This window comes from Syntrophomonas wolfei subsp. methylbutyratica (genome assembly GCF_001570625.1).
In the GTDB taxonomy this organism is placed as follows: Bacteria; Bacillota; Syntrophomonadia; order Syntrophomonadales; family Syntrophomonadaceae; genus Syntrophomonas; species Syntrophomonas methylbutyratica.
On the sequence record NZ_BBQT01000048.1, the window covers coordinates 1 to 1,457 of the forward strand.

At 41.3% G+C, this 1,457-nt stretch carries 1 protein-coding gene; it reads right to left on the bottom strand.

From position 1 onward, the window contains the following. A partial coding sequence (locus tag AWB54_RS14920; RefSeq protein ID WP_061215390.1) for an IS4 family transposase occupies window positions 1–1,299 on the bottom strand: 1,299 nt, incomplete at its 3' end. Window positions 1,300–1,457: the final 158 nt, after the last annotated feature.

The window sequence follows — 1,457 nt, forward strand, 5'->3', positions numbered from 1 at the left end:
AATCCAGAACATCACTTGACATGAAACAATTTTAGCTAGTTCTTTGGGAACATAATCAAGCAACATCATGCAGTAATACATTAACTGCCTTAAGGCTGTTGCATAGTCTAAATCTTGTATCTCTTCGCAGAGAAGGAAGAATAGTTCTCCAAAACTGCGTAAATCTTGATTGTGACGACGTTCCCACTCTAACAGAATATATCGGGTGAAAACTATCGTTGTATGGGCTATGAGCATGTCATAACTCCGACCCTGATACTCGGTTCCCAGTTTCAAAAGACTTTTGGAAGCTTTGAAGAAGACTTCAATCTCCCAGCGCATACCGTAAATACGGACGATTTCTTTATCGTCCAGTGAAAGATCGGTTGAAGCCAAAACAAACCAATCGTTTTTCTTGTTACGGTGGCGGATGAAAACCAGTTTTACCGGGATACCGTCTTTGGTTTCGCACAACAACGAGCCGATGATATCAGACTTGTTTCCTGAAGGCAGGCATTTACGGATTTCAGCCAATTTCATCAGTTGCCCGGTGTAACGATAACGGTAATTGCTCTTAACCATACCGATGACATCAAGGCCAATATTACGGAGGCCCTTAATCATCGGTTCGTTGGTAAACCATGTGTCCATCAGGACGTAATCAGCGGTGATACCGACATTTAAGGTATTTTCAATCAGCTTAAGCACAGTATCGGGCTTTGGCATCATAGCTTCGAGACGACGTTTAAACCCATGGCTACGTTTATCAATGGAAGCAGAAGCCTCGTTATAGCGGTTGGTTTGGTTGGCTGAACTTAGCATGGCAAAATCTACAGGAATAAAGCTATAGCCGTCAGTCCAACCCAAAGTCAGCATGTTGAAGCCTTTTATGTAACGGCCCTGGCTGTGGTCAAATACTCTAGCTAAAAGTTCTGCCTCCCTGCTGCGATTCCGTGCAACAGGTGAGTCATCAATGATAAAGGCTCTGACCCTTTTGTCCGACGTTAGGTGATCAAAAGTATCAGTGACTTTAGATGCTAGCATAAGCAGGAAACGTCTCCATGCATAGTATGGATTGTTTAGGAAATTGTAATAAACATCTTTCCCGGGTAAGCCTTGACCACGCTTGCTCTCCAGGAATCTATACTGATTCTTGCCAAGTAGAGCAAGCAGAAAAATAAACTCAAAAATCTGCTGAACACTGATGCCACGCGACTTTCTAATGTTAACTGTGCGAAGCAGTTGATTAATTTTAAGATTTTTAAAGAGCTTTTGGATTTCGTTAATAACCTTTTCAGACGGATCGATTTGATGTAACATGATATTGTGCATCCTTTCTACGTTTGGCCGTGTTTTTGTGGTTATTAACATTTTACCAAACGGGGATGCACTTTTGGCGTCAATATGGGTTTTTTTAATGATTATTATATTGATTTATTGGGCTTTTCAGCCGGATTTTTTAGTCAGAAAGTTGAGTT